22 protein-coding genes are annotated in these 25,289 nt (G+C 69.7%); 12 read left to right on the top strand and 10 right to left on the bottom strand.

Features of this window, described 5'->3' with window-relative positions; all coding sequences use genetic code 11:
• Positions 1-104: 104 nt before the first annotated feature.
• From CLV37_RS24920 to CLV37_RS27875, 7 genes are all read right to left on the bottom strand, one after another.
• Complete coding sequence (locus CLV37_RS24920; RefSeq protein WP_245885819.1) at positions 105-1,214, bottom strand: C40 family peptidase; 1,110 nt, start codon at positions 1,212-1,214, stop codon at positions 105-107.
• 122 nt (positions 1,215-1,336) lie between these two features.
• Positions 1,337-3,427 carry a hypothetical protein gene (locus CLV37_RS24915; protein ID WP_170127495.1) on the bottom strand — a complete coding sequence of 697 codons (2,091 nt, stop codon included), beginning with the start codon at positions 3,425-3,427 and terminating at the stop codon, positions 1,337-1,339.
• A gap of 311 nt (positions 3,428-3,738) precedes the next feature.
• Positions 3,739-6,747, bottom strand: coding sequence for an ATP-binding protein (locus CLV37_RS24910; protein WP_106215452.1), 3,009 nt, complete (start codon positions 6,745-6,747; stop codon positions 3,739-3,741).
• Positions 6,748-6,749: 2 nt separating this feature from the next.
• Positions 6,750-7,613 (bottom strand): hypothetical protein, encoded by an 864-nt coding sequence (locus CLV37_RS27195; protein WP_146149582.1) that lies wholly within the window; start codon positions 7,611-7,613, stop codon positions 6,750-6,752.
• A 131-nt stretch (positions 7,614-7,744) separates the two neighbouring features.
• The gene (locus CLV37_RS24905) at positions 7,745-8,047 is read right to left on the bottom strand and encodes a hypothetical protein (protein ID WP_106215451.1); all 303 of its coding nucleotides are present in this window, start codon (positions 8,045-8,047) and stop codon (positions 7,745-7,747) included.
• 119 nt (positions 8,048-8,166) lie between these two features.
• On the bottom strand, positions 8,167-9,297 hold the full coding sequence (locus CLV37_RS24900; RefSeq protein WP_170127494.1) for a conjugal transfer protein: 1,131 nt from the start codon (positions 9,295-9,297) through the stop codon (positions 8,167-8,169).
• A gap of 278 nt (positions 9,298-9,575) precedes the next feature.
• Positions 9,576-9,839, bottom strand: a complete 264-nt coding sequence (locus CLV37_RS27875) for a hypothetical protein (RefSeq protein WP_170127493.1) — start codon at positions 9,837-9,839, stop codon at positions 9,576-9,578.
• Between the two features lie 187 nt (positions 9,840-10,026).
• Between CLV37_RS27875 and CLV37_RS24895 the strand changes: the two genes are divergently transcribed.
• Positions 10,027-10,620 carry a hypothetical protein gene (locus CLV37_RS24895; RefSeq protein ID WP_106215449.1) on the top strand — a complete coding sequence of 198 codons (594 nt, stop codon included), beginning with the start codon at positions 10,027-10,029 and terminating at the stop codon, positions 10,618-10,620.
• Between the two features lie 124 nt (positions 10,621-10,744).
• On the opposite strand, the gene CLV37_RS24890 is transcribed toward CLV37_RS24895, so the two are convergent.
• Positions 10,745-11,173 carry a PH domain-containing protein gene (locus CLV37_RS24890; RefSeq protein ID WP_106215448.1) on the bottom strand — a complete coding sequence of 143 codons (429 nt, stop codon included), beginning with the start codon at positions 11,171-11,173 and terminating at the stop codon, positions 10,745-10,747.
• Positions 11,174-11,709: 536 nt separating this feature from the next.
• On the opposite strand from CLV37_RS24890, the gene CLV37_RS24885 reads away from it, so the two are divergent.
• Positions 11,710-12,243, top strand: a complete 534-nt coding sequence (locus tag CLV37_RS24885; protein WP_146149581.1) for a hypothetical protein — start codon at positions 11,710-11,712, stop codon at positions 12,241-12,243.
• Between the two features lie 142 nt (positions 12,244-12,385).
• On the opposite strand, the gene CLV37_RS24880 is transcribed toward CLV37_RS24885, so the two are convergent.
• Both CLV37_RS24880 and CLV37_RS24875 read right to left on the bottom strand, forming a co-directional pair.
• Positions 12,386-12,610 carry a hypothetical protein gene (locus tag CLV37_RS24880; protein ID WP_146149580.1) on the bottom strand — a complete coding sequence of 75 codons (225 nt, stop codon included), beginning with the start codon at positions 12,608-12,610 and terminating at the stop codon, positions 12,386-12,388.
• Between the two features lie 116 nt (positions 12,611-12,726).
• Positions 12,727-13,377, bottom strand: coding sequence for a CG0192-related protein (locus tag CLV37_RS24875; RefSeq protein ID WP_106215445.1), 651 nt, complete (start codon positions 13,375-13,377; stop codon positions 12,727-12,729).
• 976 nt (positions 13,378-14,353) lie between these two features.
• On the opposite strand from CLV37_RS24875, the gene CLV37_RS24870 reads away from it, so the two are divergent.
• The 10 genes from CLV37_RS24870 to CLV37_RS24810 all read left to right on the top strand — a co-directional run bounded on the left by CLV37_RS24870 (position 14,354) and on the right by CLV37_RS24810 (position 25,271).
• Positions 14,354-15,289: a helix-turn-helix domain-containing protein gene (locus tag CLV37_RS24870; protein WP_106215444.1), complete on the top strand. Its 936-nt coding sequence runs from the start codon at positions 14,354-14,356 to the stop codon at positions 15,287-15,289.
• Between the two features lie 866 nt (positions 15,290-16,155).
• Complete coding sequence (locus tag CLV37_RS24860) at positions 16,156-17,316, top strand: ParA family protein (RefSeq protein ID WP_170127492.1); 1,161 nt, start codon at positions 16,156-16,158, stop codon at positions 17,314-17,316.
• Between the two features lie 716 nt (positions 17,317-18,032).
• Positions 18,033-18,350, top strand: a complete 318-nt coding sequence (locus CLV37_RS24850) for a hypothetical protein (RefSeq protein WP_106215440.1) — start codon at positions 18,033-18,035, stop codon at positions 18,348-18,350.
• A 222-nt stretch (positions 18,351-18,572) separates the two neighbouring features.
• Positions 18,573-18,989 carry a helix-turn-helix transcriptional regulator gene (locus CLV37_RS27190; RefSeq protein WP_146149578.1) on the top strand — a complete coding sequence of 139 codons (417 nt, stop codon included), beginning with the start codon at positions 18,573-18,575 and terminating at the stop codon, positions 18,987-18,989.
• 328 nt (positions 18,990-19,317) lie between these two features.
• Positions 19,318-20,040, top strand: a complete 723-nt coding sequence (locus CLV37_RS24835) for an SAF domain-containing protein (protein ID WP_106215437.1) — start codon at positions 19,318-19,320, stop codon at positions 20,038-20,040.
• On the top strand, positions 20,040-20,864 hold the full coding sequence (locus CLV37_RS24830; protein WP_106215436.1) for a hypothetical protein: 825 nt from the start codon (positions 20,040-20,042) through the stop codon (positions 20,862-20,864). Before CLV37_RS24835 ends, CLV37_RS24830 begins: the two co-directional genes overlap by 1 nt.
• Positions 20,857-22,878: a CpaF/VirB11 family protein gene (locus tag CLV37_RS24825; protein WP_146149577.1), complete on the top strand. Its 2,022-nt coding sequence runs from the start codon at positions 20,857-20,859 to the stop codon at positions 22,876-22,878. Before CLV37_RS24830 ends, CLV37_RS24825 begins: the two co-directional genes overlap by 8 nt.
• Positions 22,875-23,792, top strand: coding sequence for a type II secretion system F family protein (locus tag CLV37_RS24820; protein WP_211298938.1), 918 nt, complete (start codon positions 22,875-22,877; stop codon positions 23,790-23,792). Before CLV37_RS24825 ends, CLV37_RS24820 begins: the two co-directional genes overlap by 4 nt.
• Positions 23,793-23,804: 12 nt before the next feature.
• Positions 23,805-24,761, top strand: coding sequence for a type II secretion system F family protein (locus CLV37_RS24815; protein ID WP_106215434.1), 957 nt, complete (start codon positions 23,805-23,807; stop codon positions 24,759-24,761).
• 321 nt (positions 24,762-25,082) lie between these two features.
• A complete protein-coding gene (locus CLV37_RS24810; protein WP_106215433.1) occupies positions 25,083-25,271 on the top strand; it encodes a hypothetical protein in 189 nt (62 codons plus the stop codon).
• Positions 25,272-25,289 lie beyond the last annotated feature (18 nt).

Raw genomic sequence — 25,289 nt, 5'->3', positions numbered from 1 at the left:
GGATCAGACGGGTACCGCGTCAAGCTCAACGTCGTTGGGCGCTCGAGTGCGGCCGGCCACCCGAGGGCGGTACCACGCTGTCGAGTCGCGCCGCGGGCAGGGACCTAGCCGAAGTGCACGGCGCCGGCGTAGCTGCTCATCCACACCGCCTCCTCGCGCACGAAGGTGCCGGTGCGAGGGGCATCGATCATCTGTCCCCCGCCAAGGTAGATCGCCACGTGGTAGATGCCCGTCCCGGCCGCGGGATTGGAGCCGAAGAAGATGAGGTCACCGGGAGCAACGGCTTCCAGACCGGCTGAGCGTGGGATCCGCTGCCCCTGCAGGGCCTGCTGGGAGGAGACTCGCGGCAGCTGGATACCCGCGGCGGCGTAGGCGTACTGGGTCAGGCCGCTGCAGTCGAAGCCGATCGTTCCCGCTCCCTGCGCGAAGCCACGCGAGGGTCCGCCCAGGACCGTGCCGCCAGGTCCGGGCCGTCCCGACCCACCCCCCCAGGCGTAAGGCGTCCCGGTCCACTTGCGGGCCGCGGCGATGATGACGGCGGCGCGGCCGCTGGCCTCGGGGACGGCGGCTCCCCCGGCGGCCACGCCGATCTGGTCGAAGGTGTCGATGTTCGCCAAGACCTTGTCGACGTACGTCCAGGAGCGGTTGTAGCCGTAGATGGTCTGGCGCAGCTGGTCCCGGTTCGAGAGGTCCTTGGCGCCGGTGCCACACAGGTGCACGACCGCGCCGAGAGCGTTGTCGTAGACGTTGTGCGGATCCGCGAGGCCGTCGCCGTTGCCGTCGCGGCCGTAGATGGCCCAGCTGGAGGGGATGAACTGCCAGGCCCCCACGGCGCGGTCGTAGACGGTGTCGCCATCGAAGCGGCCGCCGTCGGTGTCGTAGATGGGGGTGCGGTTGCCGCCGACCCCAGAGCCGTTCAGCGCTGGTCCGATGATGCGCGGGCTTACCTCACCGGTAGGGCTGATGGTGCGCCCGGCGGCGAGGTTGGACTCCACCTGCGCCACCCCGGCCAGGATTGACCAGCGCATCCCGGTGCACTGCGGGGCCACGGTGTTGGTCGCGGCTGCGGCCCTGGTCATAGCGTCCAGCAGGACTGCGTTGACGCCGGGCACCGCCGAGGGGGCCAGCGCCGAGACTCCCCCGCCGCCGGAGCCGCCGACCATCGAGGCGATGAGCAGGACGGGCCCGAAGACAGCGGCGAGGACGGCCAGCACCAACGTGATCCCGGCGGCAATCAGGACCCGGCGACCGGTGCTGGAGCCGCCGGCTGTGGGCCGAGCCTGGGCTGCTGAGGAGTAGGGCCGCCCGGGTGCTCGTGGGGGGCTGTGCAGCGCCATCAGCTGCGGCCGTTGTCGCGGCGTGCGGTACGCACCCGCATGCGCTCGTACAGCCGGGAGACGTCAGCTTCGTCGGCGGCAGTGGGTCGCGGTTTCGCAGGTGCGGCTGCGGCGGCTGCCTTGGCCACCCGGAAGCTTTGGGTGGCGATCCCTGCTTGCAGGTCGCTAGAGGAACTGGCCGGGTTCTCGAGGCGGTCGCGGCGGCGAGCGGCCAAGCGGGCGGCGTTGGCTGCGACGTTCGCGGGGGTGGGCTGCCCGGCGCTGGCGGCGCGGCGTGGGGCACTGACCGGCGCCTTGCGGGTTGAGGTCGGCGACGTGGGTCCGCCGGGGGCGCGTCCGGCGCCGAAGTGGATCCCGGCCGCGGTGACGGTCGGTGCGGCCTTGCGCCCAGCTGCCTTACCCGCGGCTGTTCCGGCCTTGGCGACGGGCCGGGCGATGGGCCCGGCCACGACGCCGACGTTGTGGGCGTACTCCTTGGCGAAGCTGCCTGCGCCAGAGCGCGCGGTCTGCAGCCTTGAGCGCATCGCTGCGCTGCGGGCCTTGACGGCAGCGGAGGCGGCGCGTGCGGCGCGCGGTGCGTAGACCGGCGCCCCGATCGTGGACTTCAGCGCCAGACCGCCGGCGCCGGTGGCCAGGGTCGCTGCTGCGACGCCGGTCTTGACGAGTTTGGACTGCGCCACCCGCTGGCCGAGGCGTTGCGCGGCGTTGCCGGTGGTGGGCATCGAGGGCCCCAGACGGCGGGCCTGCATCCGGCCCGCGGCCAGGGTGCTGCCGGCCTGGGTGAGCTGGGACATGCGCGGCATCTGCACGGGTTTGGCGTTCTTGACCCCGGCCCAGCTGCTGGCTCGTTGTGCCCACTCTCGTCCTCGTTCGGCGATGCGCTTGCGGGCGATGATCGTGACGACGATCAGCACCACCATGAGCAGGTCGACGATGAGGAACCGGACCACGGGGTCTTGCCCGTCCTTGGCGCCCATCATCTTGCCGAGCAGGACGCAGTAGATACCCAGCAAGATCATGAAGAAGATGACCGACACCACCGCGCCCACGAGACTGGCCAGGGATCCGGCGAAGCCGGACCGCTCCCCCGGTGCCTGGGCCATGACGACGTCCCAGATGAGCTTGAGGGCGCAGAACAAAGCCACTGCGGTGGCCAGGAAAAGTACGACGGCCAAGACGATGGCCATCACGACCAGCAGCAGTCCCGCGGGGAGCAGGATGAGCGCGGACCACACGCCGGTCCAGCCTGGGTCGTCGGCGTACTTCTTCAGCTTCTCGTCGCAGTCGCCGACGGCCTTGCGGGCTCCGTCGTCGTCGGAGGCTCGTGGCCCCTCCTTCAAGGCCTTGTCGTAGGCGTCCTGGCAGCCGGTCCCGTCGATGACGGCCCCGTAGTTCAGCAGCTGGTGCGGCAGGCGGACGAAGACGTCGACGAGGGAAGCGCTGGTTTGGGACTGGATCTGCGCTGGGTCAGGGTCGGCGCTCTGCCCGTTGCTGACCACGATGGTGGAGGTGGCTTGGCCCAAGTCTCGAGCACCAGCGAGCAGTCCGTCGGGTCCGGTGATGCTGGCGACGGGGTTGGCCAGCAGCGTGGCAGCCAGGCCGGCGAAGACTCCGGCCGAGACGAGCTTGCCGACGCCGGTGACGTACTTGCCGCGGGCGATGAACCAGCCGGCGGCCAGCCCGGACAGGGACAGTGCGACCCGGCTGAGTCCGAGTCGGTCGATGATGTTGACCTGCAGAGTGGTCGCCACCGGCTGGACGGCGTTGGCCAGTGCGTCGACCCAGCTCATCTGCAGAGCCATGTTGATCATGGTCGCGGCCAGACCCACCAGCCATCGGTAGCCCTCCCACAGCATGTTCAGCAGGAAGCCGTTGGTGATGAGCTTGATCGGCGAGGTCATTCCGCCGCCGTCGGTGGACAGCTGGTAGCTGCTGACGCTGAGACCGTGGGAGTCCTTCGCGTCCAGGCCCGAGAGAACGCCGGCGGAAGGAGCGTCGTCGCTGCTGCCTGCACTACTGCCTGCATCACTGCCTGCATCCGTGGTGCTGCTGGCTCCGGCGGCCTCGTCGACTGCTGCCGACGTGCCCACGTCCGTTCCCGGGTCCGCATCGGCACCCGAGGTTGAGGTCGCGCCGGGTGCGGGCGCCGGACGCGCAGGAGGAGCAGGAGGAGCAGTCGCTGCGGAATCGACCAGGCGAGCTCCAGGGGCGTTCGATGACACCTGCGGCTCAGTAGCAGCCTGAGCCGAGGCGGGAGCCAGGAGCAGGCTCGCAGCGACGGTCACCGTCGCGACGACGAGCATCAGCAGGGCCACGAACCTCTTGGTGGCGCTCAGCGCTCGCGGAGCGAGGTGGTCTCCCCCGCCAAGGAAGGGCGGGTGCAGCTTCAAGGGCGGGTGCATCAGCTGCCCTTTCCTGAGGCGACGCTGCGGTGATGCACGTCGCCGGCACTGGAGCCTGCGGTCGTCGTCTCGCGGCTGCGGGCCAAGGCCGCTTCCACGTGCGAGCGGGCGATGCGGCGCAGGCGCTCAGCGGCCGGGTTGGCGACGGTCAGGGGTCCGGGTGTGCCCATGGGTGCGCTCGCCGGTGTGCTCATCAGCGGGTTGTGTCCGACGGCGGTGGTCGAGGTCGGCTCCATGACCGGCTTGCTCAACTGCAGGGAGGCCGTCGCCGCGGTGGACGCCGGCGCAGTGGACGCCGGCGAAGTCGGTCGAACCTGCGCGTCGATCCGGCCGGGGGTGTGGTCGCCGGTGGAGGTGGAGAGGGGTGTGAGGTCAGTGGGCAGATCAGCAGTGCGGCTCGTGGCAGTGGTGCTGTAGGCCTTGCGTCGGGCCGCGAGCGCCGGTCCGAGGATCTTCACTCGGCCGATGCGGCCGTAGCTGTCGCGGAACAGGCCCTCTCCTCGGCGTGCTGCCGGGACCTCGCCGGTGGGGTGGTGGGGGTCGCGGGGGGACAGCTGCTGGGTGACTTCCTTGACCAGGTCGGCTGTGGCTTCCAGGCCGATCCAGGTCAGGGCGGCGGCGGCGAGGATCTTGTCGGTCAGGCGCATGACGATGCGGTAGGGGATGAGGCCCTTGAGGGTGTCGTCGCCGAAGTCGTTGGTGCAGTCCTGGGAACCGAAGATCCCGGCGGCCAGCTCCTTTCGGGCTTCGCGCACGTAGGTCTTGGTCTCTTCCAGCCCTTCGGGTGAGGAGGTGGTTCGGTGCATCTCGTCGTTGAGGAAGACGACCTTCTGGGTGGGGTCGGCAAAGGCGAGTCGCCGGGACAGTCCCATGAGCATGGCGTAGATGGCGCGTCCGAAACGCTTTTCGATCTTCAGCTGGGCGAAGAGGTGCGCGTTGTTGAGCTCGCTGCTGGTGGGCAGTTGCAGACCGTGGGTCCAGAAGATGAGGGCGCGGGAGTCGGTGCGGATGGGAGGGAGGGTCTCGTCGAAGAGCACAGCGCTGAAGGCTTCGCTGCGGTAGGCGTCGAGGCGGTATCCGAGGTCAGCTCCGCCGGCCAGGAGGCATTCGTTGATGAGGTGGTCGGTGAGACTGCCCAGGCCGGTGATGCCGTTCTGGTGGCGGTACTCCTGCTTCAGGACTCGGCCCAGCAGGGTGTCATCGGCTGAGGTGGAGACGATGTTGAACAGGGTGACCAGCAGCGATCGGGCGACGGTGGCGCCTTCGTCGCCGGGCAGGATGCGCAGCGGGTCCAGGGATCGTTGCGGGTTGAGGACGTCGGCGATCTCGCAGTCCCCCAGGGAACGTGCGAAGTCGACGTACTCGCCGGTGCCGGAGCTGTCGATGGCGATGATGTTTGCGCCGCGGTCGCACTCGGCGCCGGCGATGGACTTCATCGTGTAGGACTTGCCCGAGCCGAGTTCGCCGGCGACGGCGACGCAGCCGGAGAAGTCGGCGGCGATGGTGCCGAAGAGGTCGAGGAAGACGACGGACTGGGCTCGGGTGGTCTGGTTGAGCGCCAGAGGCGTTCCGTGCCGGTCGCCCAAGACGGTGCTCATCATGGGCACCGCTGCGGCGAACCCTTCGGACAGGGAGATCTGGGTGAAGTCGGCGAGCTTGCGCGGCCAGGCCGCGCCGGGCTGCATTGCCCACCAGGTGTCAGCCTGCTCTCCGAGGGGTCGGGCCAGGCGGTGCTCGAAGCTGGCGAACCAGGCCACGAGGGCGTCGCCTTGGGCCAGGGCCTGGTCGCGGGTCTCGGCGGCGGTGGAGAAGCAGGTGATGGTCTCCAGCTCGACCTCTGACTTCTCGGTGGCGAGTCGTCGCTGGTACTCGGTCAGCAGTTCGCCGGTGGCGTCGAGCTCGTGCGCTCCGGTGGTGGTCTCCCCGGCGCGCTGCTCGTACTGCTCGTTGAGGCGGGTGACCGCGCGGCGGTTGCGGCCCAGGACAGCTTCGCGAGCGTTGTTGCGCATGCGCACGGCCCAGTCGACGGGGACGCCGGCGTTCTCGACGTGGCCCAGCCACTCGGTGCCGGGGAAGACCGCGCCTCCGTCAGGAGTACCGGCCAGCACCAGCATCGACTGGTAGGAGGCGGTGTCGCGGTCTGCGTCGATGACCTTCAGGACACGACGCTCAGCCGGCTTCAGCTGTCGAAGTCGTTGCCGCCAGCCGCGTCGCCAGCCTTCTTCGGGGACGTCGCTGAGTGCGCCCTCGTCGATCAGCGGTTCACCCAGGGCCCCTCCGGCCAGGAGGCTGGCTGCGGTGGGGGCCGCGGGGAGGTCTTTATCTGCGGGGTCGGGCGCCTGCTGGCGGTCGAAGGTTGCCGCGTCGCTGGTGCCGGCGTCGGCTGCGGTGGGCGGCAGCCAAGGGTCAGTGGCCAGTCCCCGGTGCAGGGCGTGGGCGTAGATCCAGGCCTGCTCGGCGGCGGTGGCCGGCCGTGGGCGGAAGGGGGCGGGGATCAGGCGCATGACTTCGTCGGCGCGGCGGCGACGTTCAGCGAGCATCCGCTGGGAGGGGGGAAGGCGGGGGAAGCCGATGATGGTCAGGAACCAGGTCCACACCGCACGCAAGGGCTCGATGAGGGCTTCGCTGCCGGTACCGCGCAGCGGGACGGCCAGCCAGTAGGTGCGCTCACCCAGCACGACGTCGTCCTCGAGGCGATCCAGCGTGGCTTCGCATTCAGCGGTCCACTCCGGCAGCTGCTCCAGCGGCTGCTCGAGGTTGTGCAGCATGCGCTGCACGACGGTGACGGGGTCGGTGTCCACCGCCAAACCCAGGTGCAGGGATTCACCCCCCAGGGCCCGGTACAGGCCCTGGTGCAGGGCGCGGATGCTCTCCTTCTCCGCGTCGGGACGGCGGCCGTAGGCCAGGCCCTGCAGTCGGTAGGTGGCCCACCAGGTGCCGTGGGCGGAGAACAGCAGGTTGCCGGTGAGGGTCTGGATCGGGTTTTCGATGGTGTTCTGCACGCCCATGGTCAGCGCCCTCCCCCTGTGTTGACGAGCTCGACGAGCTCAGTGACTTCGTTGCGGTCGTCGCGGTCGCTGCTGCTGCTTTGACGGCGTCCAGAGCCCGGGGCGGGTCGCCGCGGTGCGGTGGGGGCACCCGGGGACGGCGAAGCCGTTGAAGCCCCGGCAGCCGCGGCTGCTCCGGCGTGAAGGGTTCGCCGCGGGCGCGCGCCGATCCGCAGACTGGCGGAGGCGGCCGCCGGCGACTGCCGCCGGGCGGGCGCACCAGCACGAGCCGGTGCCGCAACTGCAGACGCGGCGGGTGATGCGGTCGCTGATGCGGTGGGTGAGGTGGTCAGCGGGCGCTTCCGGGTGGGCTGCAAGTTGCTTCGGCCTACCTCGCTGCCCGGGTCGAAGGTGCCCTCGACCTTCTGGGCTCGAGGGTCGGGCGCCAGCGCACGGGTCGCCGGCGCGGGGAGTTCTTCGATGATCAGGATGTTGGTGCGCAGTCGCTGCGGCCCAGTACCTGTGGGCGTACGTCCCCCCTGGCGCGGCTGGGAACCGTGGGTGTAGGAGTACACCGCCCCTCGCAGCGCGGGGAGCACCTGCCGACCACGCCAGCGGAGCTTGCTGGAGGCCATGGAGGTGAGGACGACGGCCAGCGCCAGCTTGATGAAGTTGCCGAGGTTGGCGCCCTGACCGCCACCCCACCAGGGCATCGTGTAGAAGCCGCCGACGGCGACCAGGAGCATCACGGCGACCTGGCCCAGGGTGTACGGCCCACCTGGGATGAAGCCGCCGTTGGGCAGCTTGCCCACCAGGGTGGGGATGCGGCGCACGGCGGTGTAGAAGCGGGTCACCCGCACGTGCGGTGGAAGCTGTTCGATGCTCATCGTGGACCGTCTCCGGGGTCAGAACGTCACGGCGGAAGGCTGGTGGGACGCGGGCCTCTGGAGGAGGTGAGCGACCGCCCAGCGCGGGCTCCGGGTAGGGGTGCTCGGCCTGGGCCAGGAAGGGTGCGGACTCACTTCCCCCCTCCGGTGGCGTTCTGGAACGTCTGCTTGATGACGTCGGTGAACATCTGCCAGTCCGAGACCGCCAGGTAGGCGCAGGCGCCTACGAAGGCCGCCAGGAAGCAGCGCAGGAGCGTGAACTTGAAGCCGGTCGCCCACAGCACCCCGGCCGCGGCGATGAAGCCCACGGCGACGGCCAAGCCGTCGATCGTGTTGGCCGTCGAGGAGCCGATGTTGTCCACGGTGGTGAAGACGTCGTTGCCGGCGGGCAAAGCGGTGACCAGGGTGTTGACGGTGGCGGAGGTGCTGAACATGGGAGGTCCTTTCAGGACGAGGGGGATGCAGATGAGGAGAAGCTGAGGGAAGGGACGCGCCGGCAGGACGGCGAGGAAGCCGCGGTCAGGTGCGCGGATCTGGGTGGGTGCTGCGTGCCTCACCTACCGCCGGTCTGGGTCGGTGTTCCCGAGGGAGATCCCGCAGCGGTCTGCGGGATCGTGTCCGCGCTCGCCGACCGGCTGGTGCTCTGGCCGCCCTCGGCGGTCGCTGAAGCGGTGCGGGAGTCGGCGCCGGCCGCAGTGGCCTGGACCTGGTTGATCTCCCACCGCCCGTCGCGGGCGGTGAGGGTGAGAGCGAACTGGGCGCTACGGGTCTGGGTGTCCAGACCGGTCAACAACGCGGTCGCCAGGACCTGCACGTGTTCGCCGTCGGTGGGCTGCTTGTTCTCCACGTCGCGCCGGTCGGCCTTCAGGATCCGCAGCTGCGCCGCGGTGTAAGCCGCTGGGCGCACGGCGAAGATGCCGACCGCCTTCGGCGACAGCAGGCGGGTGACGTCACCTTGATCGGTGAGGTAGGCGCTGAGGAACGCCTGCACCGACGAACCCACAGCGCCGGTCAGGGGCAGGCCGTCTTGGTAGATGGATTCGGGCCCCTCCCCCGCGACGGGCGCGCTGACTGGACCAGGAAGGCTCAAGGCGCGCAGCGCAGACGAGTGCTCCAGCTGGGCGGGAACGTAGACCACCGGAACCGCGAAGTAGCGGCGGACGAACACGTTGCCCTGCGGGCCCGGCTCCTGGACGTCGACTCCGATGGTGACTTGCCAGATTCGCTCGTCCTCGCTCGTCGTGGCCGAAGCGCTGGGCTCCCCCACACCAGGTGTGACCTGGTCGCCGCTGCCATCGCCGGTGGCCGTGACCGCCGACTGCGAAGGCGCACCGGTGCTGAGCTGGGTGCTCGCATCGCCTTGCGACGAAACTGCCGCTGAGGCTGCTGGCGAGGCAGACGTCAGGCTGAGGTCAGCCACTGCTGGGTTGGCGACGACCTGGGGAACCTGGGGCAAGGTGAGGTCAGAGACGTCGGGCAGGTAGTAGCTCAAGCTCTGCTCTTGTCCGGCCGGAGTGGTCAGCCAGGCCACGACGAAGGACTGCGCCCACTCCCCTACCGCGGCCACCTCCTGCGGCTGCGGAGCCGACGCTCCCGTGTCGGTGGTCGCGCGGACCACCGCTGCCGGCTGGTGCAGCGCCATGACCAAGCTGGCCGGTCCGCACAGCACGCCAGCGATCAGCACGACGCGAAGAGCCCGCGAGGCGTGCGCGGAGCCGGTGCTCCAGCGCACTCCACCGGTACGTGGAGGCCCCATCAGGAAGCGACGAGCTGCAGCAGTCGCGTGTCCTGCTCGCTCGTGCCGGGAGCTCGAACGCCCCTGCTCCTGACCATCCGGGCCGGGGGCGTCGGAGCGGGTGACGCGGGGTCGGCCGCGGCCGACGCCTGCAGGCTTCGCCGCCTTGCGACCGTCATCGCGTCGCAGGGATGTCCCCGGGCCGGGCAGAACCGTCCGTCCCTGCCTCATGACACCACCGCGGCCAGCCCGGCGAAGCGCCACCGCGAGGCCGGTACCGGCGCCGGGGCGGCGGTGATGGACTGCGCCGCCACCCATCGCATCAGCCGGGCGCGAGTGCGTCGAGCGTTCGCCACGGCGTCGCCAACGCTGCTGGTGGCACCAGTCGGCGAGGAGCTGATGAGAGTGGACCAGACCTCGATGTTGTCGAGGAACAGCTGCTCGATCTGTTCGTCAGCCTCGGTTGTCGGGCTGTCCCGGTGGGGGGTCATGCACGCCAAGAGCCGCGGGAACGGTCGGATGTGACACGGCGGAGGGAAATTCGCCTGCGCTGCAGCTAGCCGGACACTGTTGTGGACGTCCTAGACGTCGCGGTCATGCCGAGTTGAGGAAGATCGCCAAAGCGGACGGCCTGCGCCACACTGACCCTCGGCACCGGCGCCTCGGGAAGGACTGTCCATGAAGACTGCTGCGGACCAACCCACGCCCTCCAACGGCGAACCACCCCTGCCGGTGTGGCACGCGGCGCCAGCGAACGTCCTGCCCGGCATCGCACCCATCGCGCTCGTTCTGGGCCGCTCTGCGAGCACCGTGGTCACCCTCAGCGTCGTCCGGGCCTTCGCCAGCGGCCTGTCCCTGACCCTCACCACGCACGTGCGCGGTCCCGTACAACGAGGGGACCTGTTCGCCGAGATCAGCGACGGCCCCTACGAGCACGCCCAGGACGAGGAATGGGAGGCCGGACGCTTCCGGTGGGGGTTGGAACTGGCCGATGGCCGACGGGTCAGCAACCTCGACGCTCCGACCTGGGACGAGCGCGCCGCAGACCCCGACTGGCTGCCCCCGGCCCCAGTGCTGACCGCCGGTGGTGGCAGCGGCTCGGAGTCGTGGGTCGAGCAGGAGTACTGGCTGTGGCCGCTGCCCCCGGCCGGGCGCCTGCGCCTGACGTGCCAATGGCTCGACCAAGGCATCGACGCCTCTGCGCACGACCTAGACGCCGAGCCGTTCTTGCAGGCTGCGGCCCGCGCGCAACCTCTGTGGCCCGCTGCCTGAAAGCGGCCACTTCGCGCAGTCCCATAGCGCGCTGCGCGTGCGTTCGGTCATGGCGCGGACCGGAGGTTAGCCCCCGATCACCCACATATCATCGCGATCCGCGTCTGCTCCCTCAGCGCCCGTATCAGCCACTACCGGCTCGGTGTCGCTCCGCAGCATCTACCAGACGCTGCACACGGCGGTTACGCCCAGCTACCGCGAAACCAGCCTGTGCAGGCAACTCAACCTCGGTGTCGTCGTACAGCCGCACCGACACCCCCACCGTCGTGATCGGCAGTACCGACCCCAGCTCGACGACCACCACCTCGCTCACCTGAGTCCACGGCACACGTCGCGTCCTCGCGTACCCGACGTAGACCAGCCCCTCATCGCTCAGCCGCACGTGGCTGATCGCAGCCCGCACCCCGCAGAACAACCCCATCGCCAGGACCGCAGCGCCGATGATCAGCCCGCCAGGGGTGTGGTCCTCACTCAAGATCACCGCACCCATGGCTGCGAAACCCAGCCAGATCACCGCCAGCAGCCACGACCACGGGCCCTTCATCCTCGCCACGGTCACCCATCGTGACAGTGCAAGGTCGAGAGCCCACAAAAGCAGGGGTCGAGACTCAGGAGCGGTACCCACCTCGCGGTCATGTCGAAAGGTGCGAGGTGGTCCATGTCCAGGACCAAGCGCTGAGAGTCCTGGCATGGTCGAACAGTGAGCGATGACAACCCTGGGCCCATTGAGCGTCGCCTGGACGCACTGAGCCGTGGTCGAGCCTGGCCGTGGTTCGTCCTGGGGGTCGTTCTTGCACTCATCGGGGCATTCCTGTCCGACAGCTTCGGCTGGTCGACGTGGGTGCGCGGTTCCCTGATGGGCATCTGCGCGGGCGGCGGTGGCGCTCTTAGTGCCCGGATTTGGAAGCGACGCCACTCGAGCCCGCCGTCCCGTAGGTGAACTGGGCAAGGCGGTCAGAGCGCCGTCCGCGCGCTCGACGACCTCGCGGTCTTGCCGATGAGCGACGCTTCCATACGAGCAGTCATCACCCATTTAGGCGCTCAAGGCGAGGCCCTCAAGTACCGATGAGCCCTGACCGATAAGCAAGCATGCCGAGCACGACTCGCACGACGATGGCCGTCGCCGCCCTCGCTCCGCTCCTCCTGCTGTCCGGTACGCACAGCCACCGCACCGCCCAAGACGGCGCCTCGCTGACAGCACCGGCCACCGCACCTCCGGTTCAGCGCATCCCCGCCGACTGCTACCTCACCAGCAGCTTCACCTACAGCTCAATCGAGGCCGGCGTCGCTGACCTCGACGCCGCCCAAACCGATCTGGCTGTTTGGGCGAAGCAGATCGACACCAGCCTCGCCGCCCACCCCAGCCTTCGGACGAGCGACCTGCCTGACCGTGCCCGGGCCGTGCTGGCCCTCAGCCAACCTCAAGCCCAGCGGACCAAGTCCGTCAACGGCGCGTACATCACAGCCTTCAACGCTCAGGGACAGATGATCGCTCGAGCCAGCTACGGCAGACCTGGGGAAGCTCGCTGGACCCCGACACCGGGCCACGGCTACCTCCTTGAGGACCTGACCTTCGCCATCACCCCAGAGATGGGGGGAAAGAGCTGCAGCACTCCCGGTTGATCCGGTGGACTTGCGGTCATCCCGCGGTGCGCGCGAAGCGCACGGTCATCCCGCGATCTGCGTGGTGAGGGCCCACCCTCTGGCCAGCAGTCTGCGGCGTCAACGCGCCACGCGTCGCGGATCCGGTGAACGCACCAACAGCTCAGCGCTCCAGCCGCCGCCGGGCACTGCGGCGGGCCTGCACCACGAAGCAGGCAGCCGCCACGGTGAAGGCCGCAGCCGGCAGGTAGCCGAGCGTCTTCTCCCCGCTGAGGGCATCGACCCACAGCGGTGTCGAGAGCGCGAGGAAGGCCACCGCCAGGGCGATCCACGTCGCGGGCTTCTGCGTCCAGGGTGCCAGCTGCTGCGGGGTGCGTCGCTGCGTCATGCGATTGACCCTGCCCGACGGGACCACGAGCTCCATCCTCCGTTGGTCGCGGTGTCGATCAGCTCATGGATGACCCCAGGTGATCGGAAGATCACGGCGCATGGTCAGACGCACGGTCATCCCGCGTTGTGCGCGCTGTCGCCGGCGACGTCCACCCTCACCAACACGCAAGGGGTCTCCTGCCCAGGCCATGTACCGCTCAACACCAAACCCGTCCCCGGCGCGACGGGGACCACCACCCGCGGCAGGACGACCTCGACCCCGGCGGAGATCGTCGTCGTGGTCCCCTCGTGGCAGACCACGGGCACGGTCAGGGCCGGGGCCGTGGTCCAGGAGCCGCTGCCGCGCACGTGCGTCGTGGCCGGCTCGAGCACCATCCCCTGCTCGGTGGCGGCGTACAGGGCGGCCTCACGGCCACCGGTCACGATCGTGGTGACCAGGGCGTTGACGTAGACGGGGTCGTGGCAGCCGTCGTAGATCCAGCGCTGGCCGAGGGTGGTGTGCGTCATCGTGGTGATGAGTGAGTCCTCAGCCCCCGTGCGAGGGACGCCGCGGTAGGTCAGGGGAACCTGCAGCACCTGCCCGTCGGCGGTGGCCAGCAGGTGCGTCTCCATCCCCACCTCACCGTCGGGGTCGTCGAAGCGGTAGGACCCGAGCTTGGTCAAGACGGAGGTGTCGGCGTTCCCGGTCCAGGGCTGGTGCGGCACCCACGCCTGCAGCAGTTCCAGCTTGGTGGGCGCGATCGTCGCCGGGTGATGGACAGCCATCGCGCGATCGTGGCAGAAGCGCACTTATCCCCTCCCGACGTCCCGCTCATCAACCCGCTCGCGGTTCCGCTGATAACTGCGCTCGTTGACGCGCTCATCGACGCACCTGCCGCCGCGCTTGAAGACCGGACCGTGGGAGCGCTCGCGAGCAAGCCCTCAACGTCGCAACAGGCGGCACAGCCGCCCGCGAGCGCCGTCGCGTTCGGGTGCGTGGTTGCAGGTGGGCTCACTTGCTCCCCGCTTGATCACCAGATTAGGCTCCGGGCTGTGGCGCGCAGCGTCCGGACCGGAGCCTGGATCCGGCGATGCGCTAAATGCCCCTGCTGGGCATCCCCCCTCGCCGTTGATGTCCGCGCAGCCCGTGTCGTCGTGTCCGGTGCTTGGTCTGGGTGGGTAGTCGTCGATGACCGCGGTCGCAGCCGGCGCTCGCGTGCTGGTGCGTAGAAGTGTGAGCTGCGGGTTCCCGGCCGGCGTTGATGGCCGTTCAGACAGCGGAGTGCTGCCGTGAGGATGACGCTGCTTGGGCGCTGAGGTGGCGCGGCTGACCGTTGAGGACGCCGGGTTGCATGCGCAGGGTTCGCCTCCTGTCCACCGTGGGTGAGTCCAAGCAGGGGCGCACTGGCGGGCTTCACGGATGCGGGTGCGGGTGCGGATGCAGGTCGAGATCGTGCGGTGGCAGGTGGATCTGGGCGGAGCCTGCGGGTCGAGGTAGCTGTCATCGGTCGAGACCCCGGGGTAGCCCCAGCCGTGTCGAGGTCGGTGGTGAGCGACGCAGCCGCGGCCGCCGGCTTTGCAGCTGGTCGTTGTCCGCCTTCGGCTCAGGGGTTGCCTGCGCTGAGACTGGATGGTTGCCCGGTCGGGGCGGGCACGCGAGTTCTGCACCAGATCATGGCGGGCAACCTGTCGGGCAACCTCTGGGGCAACCTCCGCTGGCCAGCGTGGGTGGTGTTCGCACCGCTCCGCTGGAGGTCACCCCATGTCAGACATCGCCGCACTCCCCCGCACCACCGCCTCCGTGGCCGTCTCTCGTGCCCAGCAGAGTGCCGAAGCGGCCCTGACGCGCTTGCCGTGGGACGTCCAGCGTCGCTGGGAGGAGATGAAGGAGTCCTCCTGGGCCGAGCAGTGCACGGCCCGGTGGACGAAGCAGGCACCGATCGCTCTGGCCGGCCTGGCCTCGGTGGCGGAGGTGGATGCACGCATCGGGAAGCTGTGGCTGCAGCGACGTGGTGATGAGATGGACGAGGCGCTGCGGGTCCTGCTGCTGGAGATCGCTGAGGGGGGCCCCGGCGGTGAGCTGGCCTTCCTGGTGCTGACTCGGCGCCTGGCGCTGGTGGTGGTGAAGCTGGCCGAGCGCTACGGCCTGGGGATGTCCTCGGTCGTGGCGTCGTTGTGGCTGCTGGCCGCTGACTACCCCCTGACGAGGCGTCCGCACCGCATCGCCTTGAACCTGCGCCTGGACCTGCAGAAGAGGATTCGTCACGACGAGGTGGAGTACAGGGCCAGCCACGAGCTGCGGGGCCTGGGTGAGGACGTCGAGGTGGTGCGCCGGCTGGACTCCCGGCAGCGGTTCCTGGACGCGGCGGCGGCTGAGGACCCGGCGCGGATGGTGGAGTCGATGCAGCCCTTCAGCGCAGACCCGGCCGCTGCCGTCAACGCTTCCACGCTGTCGGCCGCGGACTTGGCCGAGGGGCTGTTGCGCTGGGCGTCGCAGGTGCTGTCGGCGAGCGATGTGGAGCTGCTGACGATGGTCTTCGCTGCAGGTGGTCCGCGACGGACCCCCCTGGAGCAGGTGGCCGCCGAGCTGGGCTTGAGCCACCAGGCAACCCGCCAGCGGCTCCAGCGAGCAACGCAACGTCTGTCGCAGGCGGTGTGCGCGGCCAGCGAGCCTCAAGACGAACGGTCCTGCGCGTGATGCGGACGCCGTCTGCGCGTGCCCCGACGGCCGCTGCCGTCTGCTCGTGCTGCTGGGTTGGTAGGTGCAACCCTCGCAGGATGGGGCAATGCCCGCACCTGTCGGTCGGACATGGCGGGCCCCTGACCTGCATGTATGCTCCCCAGCTGAGCTGTGAGCGTCGATGTGAGCGTATTCGTTAGCGTAGTTGTGAGCGATGTTTTTAGCGTTTCTGTGAGCGTGACCGCGAGCGCTGTCGTGAGCAGCCTCGTGAGCGGGCTCGTGAGCGGGCTCGTGAGCGGGCTCGTGAGCGGGCTCGTGAGCGGGCTCGTGAGCGGGCTCGTGAGCGGGCTGTTAGGTACGGATCGCCCAGGAGGCCTGCTGGCGGTCCACTGCGAGCGACACCCTTCCTCAGGCGTCGCCCCTTCCGATAGCTCCGCCCACACCCGCACGCTCCTCACTTATTAGCGCACTTTATTGCGTGCTATATGTTGCGGTTTCTGCCGCACTAGAGCGCTTGTCGTATGCCGTGTAGTACGTTGCAGCTTCATGCGTGCAGACATCCGCGCTTTACTGCGTGTTCGTGGTTGCGTTCGCTGACGCGGCTTATGACGTTGTCGAGAGCGCGCCCATACGTGGGCTCGTAGAGACGGACTAAGGCGCGTCCTATGACACGGCGGTGGTCGCGACGTAGGTCGGCGGCTGTGACCGTCTCGGGCGCTATCGTCCGGCCCGAGCCTCGACTGCGGCTCGACGGGCTGCACCACATCCCTGTGAGCGACACCCACCGACCGACCCACCGACCGACCGACCCACACCGCCAGGGAAGGACCCCTCTCGCGATGGTTGCCGACACACAGCCTCAGAGCCCGCCGCAGTTCGAGACCGTGGACGAGCTGCTGGCCTTCGTCGAGGAGATGGATGCGGGGGAGCTGTCTCGATGGATCGACAGCACGGACCGCGCGATCTTGCGCCTGCTCATGGATCGCGTCGTGGCGATCATCAACAACAAGGGCGGGGTGCTGAAGACATCGATCGCGACGAACCTGGCCGGCCAGCTGGCCGCGGCAGGCACCAGGGTCCTGCTCCTCGACCTGGACCGGCAGGGCAACTGCGCTCAGGACCTGGGCTACGGAACGGACGCGCGCGATGACAAGGGTCTGGGCATCGTCCAGGCCGTGCTGGGCTCCACCGCTCTGCTGCCGATCCGCAACGTGCGACCCAACCTCGACGTCGTGCCGGGTGGCAAGCATCTGGACAACCTGCGGGCCCTGCTGACCGCCCAGCGCAGCCAGTCGCGTCACGCCGCGGCCGACGCCCTGGTCATCCCGCTGGCCCACATCGCTCGCGACTACGAAGTGATCTTGCTCGACTGCCCGCCGGGGGAGCCGATCGTCCAGGAAGTCGCCGTCGGCGTCGCCCGGTGGCTGCTGGTGCCGGTTCGTTCTGATGCCAGCTCCCGGGCCGGGATGTCGGAGGTGGCTGAACGCGTCGAGACGGTGCGAGAGGTCAACCCTGACGTCGAGCTGCTTGGTGTCCTCCTGACCGGCACCAGTCAGAGCGCCACCCGCATCCACGAGCGCGTCTACGCCCGCGTCCGCGAGGACCTCGGCCCTGACGCCTACATCTTCAAGTCCCGCATCCGCTACGCCGAGGCCGCGGCCTCTGACTCCCGCGAGCGCGGTGAGCTCGCCCATGAGCTCGAGAAGGTCGTCAGCACCCAGCCCGCCTGGTACGAGGCCATGCGCAGCGGCCAGCCCGTCGAGCGGCTGGCCGGCAGCGCCTCCTCTCTGGCCGGGGACTACGCCGCCTTGGCCCAGGAGTTCGTACAGACCCTGCTGGAAGCCGAGAGCGAAGGAGCCGCTGACGACGAGGGCGCCAGCGCGGGCGAGGACGACAGCGCCAACGACAGCGTCAACGAAGGCGCTGAGGCGATCGACCAGGACGACAGCGGGGATCACCGCAAGCAGGACTCGACCAGCGGGGGAGGGGAGTCGGCCACGGTGGATGGGCGGGCTTCGGGTGAGGGACAGGGCGTGGTCGCATGAGCGAGCAGCCTCGATCGGTTCTCCCGCAGGAGCTGGCCGCCTCGCTGGGGCGTAGAGGTCGGCGCAGCCCACGACTGCTGCCTGCTGCGGCGCCCACCGCCGCCCCGTCGACGACCGAGCCCACTGCGGATCAGCGTCCTGTCGAGGTGCCCGCGGACCTGTCTTCGCAGCTGCCGGCGGACCTGGCATGTGAACTGGCAGCTGATCTGGGCGCTGCTGTGACATCACAGCTCGTCGAGGTCGAGCCCGCCACAGACTCGGCCCCTGCCGTAGCGGGGGAGGGGCCCGGGGGAGAGGGCGCCTCTCCCGCCGGGGCGGCCCAGGCTCGAGCCTTGGACGGGACTGAGACGGGGGCCAAGACGGAGGTCGGGGTCCAGACGAGGGCCAAGGCCAGCGCTCAGGACGACGATCGGGCCCAGGACGACGATCGGGCCCAGGACGACGATCAGGCCCACGCCGCTGCGGTTGCTCCCGCGGCCGGTGCTGTGGAGGTGAGTGCGGCACCTTCGCCGCCTGCCGCGGCGGTACCTGCGTCGGAGGTCGCTGCGGGCTCCCGGCGGCCACGATCGACGACGGGCGCTGAACGCTCGCGCGCGGCCACTTCAGGCCGGCGTACCGAACGGCCCGCGGCCAAGATCGGCCGCCCGAAGTCTGCGGTGTCGGCCTCATCAGCAGCAGAAGATCACCTGCCCGTCTCCACGGCGGTCTACGTCCCCGTGGAGGTCAGGGAGCTGGTGGCCGCTCGTCGTCGCCATCTAGACCCTGCGCCCACGGTCGCTGAGGTCGTCCTGCGGGCCATCGAGGCGCAGTACGCCCGGTTGCCGCAGCTAGTGGAGGAGGCCCTGAAACCGCAGACGGGGTCCCTGTTCACCTTCAGCGCCCCGGCGCGCACCAACGAGGTGAAGGTCCAGATGGGTCTGCGTCTGACGCGCGGGCAGCTGCGAACCCTCGATGAGGTGGAGCAGCAGGTGGGTGCCAGCAGCCGCGGCCAGCTGGTGACGCTCGCGGTGCGCGCCGAGCTCGGCAACAGCTGAGCTCGGCCGGGTCCTGACCAGCGTCGGGCCGGCGCCAGGCTCGCGTCGGGCCGGGGTCGAGCCGGTCGGCAGGGTGTCGCACCCCAAAGTGGTTGCGCGCGTTACGATCGTGAGGAGTTGACCTGATGGCTGACTACACTCCCAGCGTGCTCGATCGCCACGGTGTCAGCGCAGCGCCTCCGGCGCTGACTTCGCAGGGTCGCTCACCTCTACGCTTCGTCGATGCCCTCGCGCCCGCCACGAACGTCCCCACCGGGGGCGGGCCGGAACGTGCCGCGTTCTTCCTCGAGCTCTTCAACGTCCGATCGCAGCACGCAGCAGGAGGACGACACGAACAGCTCTGCGACGCTCGAACCCGCCGGCAGCGCTGCGTCGAACCCCGACAGCATCTCGCCGGACACGCTGCTCACTCCCACCGGCAGGTCGACCTCGTCGGTCGATGCCGCCCAGGAGTGGTGGACGACGGCCGAGATCGCCGAGCACTGCGGAATCTCGCGGGCGTCGGTGCGCGCCTATGTCTCACGCGGCATCCTTCCGGCGCCGGCCACGACGATCGGTCGCACCCCGGTGTGGCGTCCCCAGGCGGTCATCGAGGCCCATGCCGCGCGCCGGGGTCGAGGCTGGCGCCGGAAGGCCTGAGGGCCGCGAGCTGCTTGTTGTCTCCGGCAGGGGAGGGCGGACCGCGGACGTCGCGACTCACCCCGCGACTCACCCCGCTGCTCACCCCACCCACGCCCTCCGCCAACAGCCGGAGGCGCTCTCCGGCGCCCTGGACATCAGGAGTGACAACATCCCCGTCACGTTGTAACGTCGAGTTACAACGTGACGGGGGTCAGCCGCACCCCTACGACCGTCTGCTCCTCGGCGCAGGCCCGCACCGCGCCAGATCAGCTCAGTTCGCGAGTCCGACGCCTGCGACGATCCGCCCGCAGCTGCACCCGAAGACCCAGCACCCCCAGGAGGGCGCGTGAGCACCACCACCCCGGGCTCGACCAACGGCCGAGGCCCTGCTGCAAACCGCGGCCGCCGCAGCGCCCCCGCCACCGAGCCCGCCACCACGACGCGGGGGGTGCCCGTCCAGCCGGCTGCTTTCCGCCCTCAACGTCGTGCCCGCCACCTGCTCGCGGCGGTCGCTCTGGCCGGGCTGGGAGCGGTGGCGGTCTACTTCGCCGTCGAAGGGGCCACAAAGACCACCTCGGTCGTAGAAGTGCGTGAAAGCGTCCAGCGCGGGCAGACCATCACCCGCGAGGACCTCACCACCGTCGACGTCAACGGCACCGGCTTGAAGACGGTGCCCGCAGCACAGCTGAAGGACCTGATCGGTCAGCGCGCCCAGCAGCCGCTGTTCGCCGGAACGCTGCTGACTCCTGAAGCACTGAACTCCTCGGTGGTCCCGGTCAACGGCCAGAGCCTGGTGGGGGTGGCCCTGACCAGCGCCCAGATGCCCACCGAACCCCTCGTCGCCGGAGACACCGTGTCCATCGTCGACACCCCGAACTCCAACGACGCCAACAGCCAGGTGCCGGCAGCGCCGAACACCACCAGCGCCACCGTGCAGAACGTGGGGACCCCCGACACCCAGGGCGTAGTCACCGTCGACGTCTTGGTTCCCGAAGGAGACGCGGCCCGCCTCGCCGCGCAAGCCTCCACCGGTCGCGTCGCGCTCGTCCTGCAGTCCCGGGAACGCTGATGGCACTCATCACCTTGTGCAGCATCAAGGGTGCCCCGGGCGTGACCACCACGGCGCTGGCCATGACGATGACCTGGCCGCGACCGGCGCTGCTGGTCGAAGCCGACTCCAGCGGCGGCAGCGCGATCATGGCCGGTCTCTTCCGCGGCCAGGTCTCCCAGGAGCGCTCCCTGCTGAGCCTGACCATGGCCGCAGCTCACTCCTCGGTGGAGGAAGTCCTGTGGTCGCAGTGCCTGCAACTACCCGGAGCTGAGGGCAAGACGCTGCTCTCGGCGGCCCCGACCTTCGCCCAGGCCCAACTCACCAAACGGGTCTGGGTCGAATTGGCCGACGTCCTGACCGGTCTGGACCGCGGGGGAGTGGACGTCATCGTCGACGCCGGTCGCTACGCCACCACGAACGCGCCCCTGCCGCTGATCGAGCGCTCCGATGCCGTCATGGTCCTGACCGGCGCGGGCCTGCCCGCCCTGCACGCTGCTCGAGGAAGCGTCGCCCACCTGCAGCAGCACCTGGAGACTCACGCCACCGGCGCCGATGCGCTGGCCTTGATCGTGCGTGAAGGCGACTACGACGCCTACGCCCGCGCCCAAGTCGTCAGCACCTTGCGAGCCCCGGTCCTGGCCACCTTGCCGCAGGCCACCAACGACGCCGCGGTCTACAGCCACGGGCGCCGCCCCGACCGCCGCCACGACCACAGCGACTACCTGCGCAGCGTGCGCCGCGCAGGAGCCAACGCACGCGAGCTCATCGAAAGCCGCCGCGCCCGCCTGACGCGACCCGAAGAGCAGTACCCCACTGATCGGGAGGAGAACAGCCGTGTCTGAGCGCCAGAGCCCTCCTCGCCCGCGCACTGCGCGCGCCCTGGCCGGCATCATCCGCGCCCGGGCCCAAGCCGCCCCCAACGCTGAAGACCACCGTCTGCAGCAGTTGCACGAGCAGCTGGAACAGACCGATCACAACGGCTCGCACGGAGGCTCGCACGCGGCCCAGCGCGAGAACCGGCTGGAGGTAACTGCTCCCCACGTGGGCAGCAACCAAGGCACGCCCGCCCCAGGAACCGGCGTCTCGCCGGCCGCCAGCGCCGAGGACGACGCGACGCCCGGGCTGACCTTCACGACCGATCCCGGCACGGACTTCAGCACCGCCTTCACCGGCGACTTCACCGGCGACTTCGACGGCGACCCCGGCAGTGCGGCTGCCTTCGGCGCCGTCTCCCCGAGCTCGCTGCCCCTCTTCACCTCCCAAGACCCTCAGAACACATCGAGCATCCCGGGGTTCACCACTTCCACCTTCTCCGGCGCTCGCGGACCTCGGTTGGTGCCCCATCCCGCGCGACTCGATGCGCGATCGACCAGCACAGCCTCTTCGCCGCCCGCCGCGGTAGCGGGTCCGACCCCGACTGCTTCGCAGGCCTCGGGGCAGGCTGTGTCGCCTGCTGCCTGGCCGCAGGGGGGAGTCGATGCCGCGGCCACCGCTCGACGGCGCAACCAGCTGGCCGATCACGCGCTGGTGCGGGTGCTGCAGCTGGGGATCGGGGAGCGGCTGGCCGCCCGCAGCGCCACCTTGGGGCAGCTGTCTGCTCTGGATGAGGAGATGCTGGCCCAGCAGGTGGCCACGGAGGTCGTCAACGACTACGTCGCCGAGCACGAAGCGCAAGGCGAGACGGTGTTCACCAACCCGGCAGTGCGCCAGGCCACCATCCACGCGGCCGTCGACCGCGTGGTCAAGCACGGACTGCTGACGCAGTACCTCGAACGCGTCGACGTCGAGAACATCGACGCCATCGGGTACGACAACGTGATCTTGTCGCTGGCCGACGGGTCGATCGAACGCGTCGGCCCCATCGCCGCCTCCGACGAGGACCTCATCGAGACCGTCGCGATGTGGGCCTCACGGGTGGGTCAGGGCGAAAAGCAGCTGTCCCCGGCCACTCCCTTGCTGGAGATGCCGCTGCGTGACGGCTCGCGCCTGTCGATGATCATCGAGGTCTCCCACCGCCCGATCGTCAGCATCCGACGCCACCGCCTGACCCAGGTCGATCTGCAGCGGTTGATCGAGGCCGACATGTGCACCGAGGCCCAGGCCAGCTTCCTCGCCGCCTGCGTCTTGGCCCGGCGCAACATCATCGTCTCCGGCGCCCCCGGCTCGGGGAAGACGACCTTCGTGCGCGCGCTGGCGGCCACGATCGACCCCGACGAGCTGTACATGACCATCGAGACCGACTTCGAGCTGTTCCTGCACGAGAACAGCGATCAGCTGGTCAAGCCGGTGCACGCTCGTCAGGGCAGCGGGGAGTACCGACCCGACGGAACGCGTCCGGGCGAGATCTCGGTGAGCACCCTGATGTACGCCGGCTTGCGGCAGAACGTCTCGCGGCTCGTGGTGGGCGAGGTCCGCAGCTCCCAGGAGATCCAGGTGCTGATCCAGGCCATGAACGCCGCGCACGGGACGATGGCCACGGTGCACACCCGCACCGCCAGCGCGGTCATCAGCCGTCTGGTCAACGCCTTGACCAGTGAGGGCTACTCCGACGCCTACGCCCGCTCGCAGGTCGGTGAGCACGTCGACGTCGTCGTGCACATCGAGGCCATCACCCGGCCCGACGGCTCAACCTGGCGGCGGGTGGGGGAGATCCTCGAGATCAGCGAGGGCGAGGGGGAGGTCGTCGGCCGCTCGACCCTGTTCGGACGGGCAACGGGGGAGCGGGGTGCGCACCTGCGCACCACCCACGTCGAACCGCAGCACACCCCCAGCTTCCTCGACGAACTGGTCGCGGTGGGCTTCGACCCCGCCTGGCTCGACCAGCCGGTCGCAGGCATCGAAGCAGGTCAGTGGTGAGCCCGGCACTGGTGGCCGCGGCCGGCGCCGCCATCTTCATCGTGGGGGTCTTCTTCGCCTGGCGCTGGGCCCGCCCCCCGGTCCCGGACCTGGGCGCTGCTGCTGCACCGCGCCGCGCACGAACCAGCGCGTCAGCGACAGGAGTGGGGGCCCGGTTCGTCCAGGCCGTCACCGCCGGCCGTCACGGACAGCGCCTGAGCATCCGGATCGCGACGCTGGCCGCGGCCGCGGTGGCCGGGTGGCTGCTGACCGGATGGCCGGTGATGGTCCTCATCGCCCCCGCCGCGGTGATCTGGCTGCCTCGTCTGTTCAACGACGAGCGCGCCAAGGCGCGCATCGCGCAGATGGAGGCCTTGGAGGACTGGACGCGAGGACTGTCCGGCAACCTGGTCAACGGCAGCGGCCTGGCGCAGGCCATCGGGCGCACCGCCCGCTCAGCTCCAGAGCCCATCCGCCCCCAGGTCACGCGCCTGGCCCAGCGGCTGCGGGCGCGCTGGAGCACCGAGGAAGCGCTGCGCGCTTTCGGCAACGACCTCGACGACGTGACCGCGGACCTGGCCGTCGGCGCCCTGATCCTCGCCTCACGCCAGCCCGTGGACGGGCTGGTGGCAGTCCTGGACGGAGTGGCCGAGACGGTCTCCGAAGCCGTACGAGCCCGCCGCCTGGTCGAGATCGAACGCGACAAGCAGCAGAGCCAGGTGCGCATCGTCACCGCGGTGGCCCTGCTGACGGTGGGCGTCATCGCGGTCTTCGGGCGCAGCTACCTGGCGGCCTACTCCTCACCGGTGGGTCAGATCGCCCTGGTGGTCATCCTCGGCGCGTACTTCGGCCTGCTGCTGCTCATGCGGCGCATGGCCTCCAACGTCCCGCCGCCGCGGCTGTTGCCGCCGTCGGCTGGACCCAAGGGCTTGTAGGGGACCGCAACCATGACCCTGGTGTTGATCATCGGCGGGGCCCTGCTGGGCTTCAGCGTGTTCTGGGCACTGCGCCAACTGCTACCCAGCCCACCGCACCTGGCCTCGGCCATGGAGCGGCTGCACGTCTCGCCGCTGGATGCCGTCCAGGCACTGACGGGTGAACACGGCGCCTCCACGCGCGGTGTCCAGCGGGCCTCGCGCGTCGCGGCCAGCACCGACCTGCGCGACCGCATCGGGACCCGCGTAGCTCACCTGGTCCGCAACATCGCGATCTTGCAGCCACGCCAGCAAGATCTGCGGCTGCTGGGGACCACGACCAGTGAGTGGTTCGGGGAGAAGGCCGTCTGGGGCCTGCTGGGTCTGCTCAGCCCCGCGCTGTTCTACGTCGCCACCTGCCTGCCGGCGCTGGCGACCGGCGGAGCACCCTTCTTGCCCGTGCAGCTGCCGCTGCTCCTGGGCCCGCTGGTGGGCATCTTCACGTGGTTCGTGCCGGACCTGCAGCTGAAGGGCCGTGTCAGCGCGGCCCGGACGGAGTTCAAGCGGGCCATCGCCGCCTACATCGAGTTCGTGGCCATGGAACGCCGCTCAGGGATGGGCCAGGAGCAGTCCTTGGCCAACGCCGCCGCCATCGGGCAGTCCTGGCCCTTCCAGCGCCTGCAGCAGCAGCTGCTGCGCTGCTCGTGGTCGGGGATCCGCCCCTGGGACGGGCTGCACGAGCTCAGCCGTGAAGTCGGCGTGATCGAGCTGGCCGAACTGGCCGAGACGATGCGCCTTTCGACCGAGGAAGGCGTGCACATCTACCGCACCCTGCGCGCGCGGGCGACCTCCATGCGCAACGCCCAGGTGACCGCCGATCAGACCGAAGCCAACGCCGTCACCGAACGCATCAACGGTCCTCTGGGTCTGCTGGTGATGATGTTCGGCCTGTTCATCGTGGCGCCCATGCTGCTGCAGACCGCGCTGTGAGACGCCGTGACGACGACCCTGACCGACACAGCCTGCGCCGCCGGCCGCGGCCCTCCGCGAGGTCTGTACTGCCGCGGCGCGCGGTCAGGCCCGCCACCGCAGACCGACGACATGAGCCGGCAGCGTGACGGATCCACTGGCACAGAGATCACACAACAGAACAGACTGTGCGCGCTGGCGACCTGTGCACACCCACAGTCGTCGCAGGACAACTCCATAGCTCCACCCGCAAGACGCTCCACAGCCAGACCAGCAGCCCAACCCACAGCCCGACCCACACCGTCCACTCGAGCAGCGAGTGGTTCAACCAGGAGGCACCCCATGTTGAAGCTCCTCACCGCAAGCCAGATCAAGCTCCAGCAGGCCCAGGACCACCTCAGCCGCCAGGGCGACGACACCGGCGACGCAGTCCAGACCGCGGCCATCGTCGCTGGCGGTGTCGTCGTGGCGGGCATCGTCATCGCCGCCATCACCGCCTTCGTCAACAGCAAGGTGGGCAGCCTCGGCTGAGGTGCACCACCCGATGAG

The sequence above is a fragment of the Kineococcus rhizosphaerae genome (assembly GCF_003002055.1).
Classification (GTDB): Bacteria; Actinomycetota; Actinomycetes; order Actinomycetales; family Kineococcaceae; genus Kineococcus; species Kineococcus rhizosphaerae.
The sequence above is the reverse complement of the archived record's forward strand: the minus strand, read 5'-3'. Positions and strand labels throughout refer to the sequence as shown.

Excerpts from the sequence above, each read along its gene's own strand:
- CLV37_RS24910 (WP_106215452.1), bottom strand. The coding sequence starts at position 6,747 with ATGGGCGTGCAGAACACCATCGAAAACCCGATCCAGACCCTCACCGGC.
- CLV37_RS27195 (WP_146149582.1), bottom strand. The coding sequence starts at position 7,613 with ATGAGCATCGAACAGCTTCCACCGCACGTGCGGGTGACCCGCTTCTAC.
- CLV37_RS24905 (WP_106215451.1), bottom strand. The coding sequence starts at position 8,047 with ATGTTCAGCACCTCCGCCACCGTCAACACCCTGGTCACCGCTTTGCCC.
- CLV37_RS27875 (WP_170127493.1), bottom strand. The coding sequence starts at position 9,839 with ATGACCCCCCACCGGGACAGCCCGACAACCGAGGCTGACGAACAGATC.
- CLV37_RS24895 (WP_106215449.1), top strand. The coding sequence starts at position 10,027 with ATGAAGACTGCTGCGGACCAACCCACGCCCTCCAACGGCGAACCACCC.
- CLV37_RS24885 (WP_146149581.1), top strand. The coding sequence starts at position 11,710 with ATGCCGAGCACGACTCGCACGACGATGGCCGTCGCCGCCCTCGCTCCG.
- CLV37_RS24880 (WP_146149580.1), bottom strand. The coding sequence starts at position 12,610 with ATGACGCAGCGACGCACCCCGCAGCAGCTGGCACCCTGGACGCAGAAG.
- CLV37_RS24875 (WP_106215445.1), bottom strand. The coding sequence starts at position 13,377 with ATGGCTGTCCATCACCCGGCGACGATCGCGCCCACCAAGCTGGAACTG.
- CLV37_RS24870 (WP_106215444.1), top strand. The coding sequence starts at position 14,354 with ATGTCAGACATCGCCGCACTCCCCCGCACCACCGCCTCCGTGGCCGTC.
- CLV37_RS27190 (WP_146149578.1), top strand. The coding sequence starts at position 18,573 with ATGCCCTCGCGCCCGCCACGAACGTCCCCACCGGGGGCGGGCCGGAAC.
- CLV37_RS24830 (WP_106215436.1), top strand. The coding sequence starts at position 20,040 with ATGGCACTCATCACCTTGTGCAGCATCAAGGGTGCCCCGGGCGTGACC.
- CLV37_RS24815 (WP_106215434.1), top strand. The coding sequence starts at position 23,805 with ATGACCCTGGTGTTGATCATCGGCGGGGCCCTGCTGGGCTTCAGCGTG.
- CLV37_RS24810 (WP_106215433.1), top strand. The coding sequence starts at position 25,083 with ATGTTGAAGCTCCTCACCGCAAGCCAGATCAAGCTCCAGCAGGCCCAG.